Genomic DNA, 1,291 nt, shown 5'->3' on the forward strand with positions numbered 1-1,291 from the left:
GGAGGGGCTCGACGAGGCGGGCGGGGTCGAACCGGCCTTGCCGGACGACGCGGGGCTGCTCGAGGCGGGAGTGGTCGAGGCGGGAGTGGTCGAGGCGCGACCCGACGGAGAGGTCCCGAACGGGGGTGTCAGGGTCGATTCCGGTGCTCGACGACGTGGTTCGACGCGCTCGGACGGCACCGATGGCAGTGACGACCCGGCGCCGAGCTCCCCTGCTGTGGTGTCACCACCCACGGCGAGACGCTCGTCGGTCAGGGTGACGCCCATCTGCCCGAGCTGCTCCCGCAACGCGGCGATCTCGTGGCGGAGCGCGTGGATGGAGTCGGTGGTCTCCGCACGCACGGAGTCGCGCAGGTCCTTCTCCACCACGAGCTCGTGCTCGCGGCGGGCGGAGATCTCGCGTTCGAGCTGCAGTTCGTACACGGTGTGCAGGTCGCGGACCCGGGCCGCCTCGGCCGCCGCCTGCCGCCGGTAGCGGGCCACGAGGAACGCCCCGATGAACGCCGCCCAGAGTGCCGAGAGGGTGCCGATCCGCATCCACACCGGATTGTCGGAGAAGACCATCACCACGGTCGCGATGAGTGCCAGCACCAGGAGCGCCCCGAGAGCGATCCCCGCCAGGCCGCGGTCGTCGCCGCGGACGGGGCGGACGGATCGGGGCTTGTCGATCGCGCCGTCGGAACTCATGCCCCGCATGATACGCAGAGAACCACTAGTCACACGGGTAACCAGCGCGTGTTCCTCCAGATGCCCGCCGTCTGCTGACCGCTCGATCCGCTCAGGTCGACTGGGCCAGTCCCCCCACGTCATCGTCGGAGGGCGGGGTCTCGCACGACGACTCGAGGAACAGACCTGCCCCCACGAGCAGCGCCCCGGACACCAGCACCGCCACGGACGACGGCAGCTCGGCGCTGGCCGCCGCCAGCTCACCCAACCTCGGTGCGAAGTAGAGGACGAGTCCGACGCCCAGACCTCCGGCCGCGGCCCCCAGCACGGCCGACGCCTGCCCGAGGGCTGCGCACCGCGCGATCGTCAACGGGTGCATCTGACTGCGGTCCTGACCGACCCCGCCGTCGGAGATCGCGGACCGGATCCGGAGCGCAAGCAGCACGTCGATCAACGCCACCACCGGGAGCGTGACCCATCCCCACCCGAGGGGCGGCAGCGACCCGAGCAGCGAACCGGTCAGGAAGTAGGCGGCCACACCGGCGACGAGTGCGACCAGGACGAGGGTGGACACCGCGATGCGAGTCATGTCAGCGGCTCCACCCTTCGGGGGCCAGCCGGTCGT

At 71.3% G+C, this 1,291-nt stretch carries 2 protein-coding genes; both read right to left on the reverse strand.

Annotation, left to right across the window (positions count from 1 at the left end; genetic code table 11):
* A partial coding sequence (locus G6017_RS13360) for a DUF6779 domain-containing protein (protein ID WP_347238008.1) occupies positions 1-687 on the reverse strand: 687 nt, incomplete at its 3' end.
* A gap of 91 nt (positions 688-778) precedes the next feature.
* On the reverse strand, positions 779-1,255 hold the full coding sequence (locus G6017_RS13365; RefSeq protein WP_179524476.1) for a DUF3180 domain-containing protein: 477 nt from the start codon (positions 1,253-1,255) through the stop codon (positions 779-781).
* Positions 1,256-1,291: the final 36 nt, after the last annotated feature.

Source organism: Dietzia sp. B44 (assembly GCF_014145245.1).
GTDB lineage: Bacteria > Actinomycetota > Actinomycetes > Mycobacteriales > Mycobacteriaceae > Dietzia > Dietzia natronolimnaea.

What these genes read in the sequence shown, in the direction of transcription:
- G6017_RS13365 (WP_179524476.1), bottom strand. Translation starts at nt 1,255, where the DNA reads ATGACTCGCATCGCGGTGTCCACCCTCGTCCTGGTCGCACTCGTCGCC.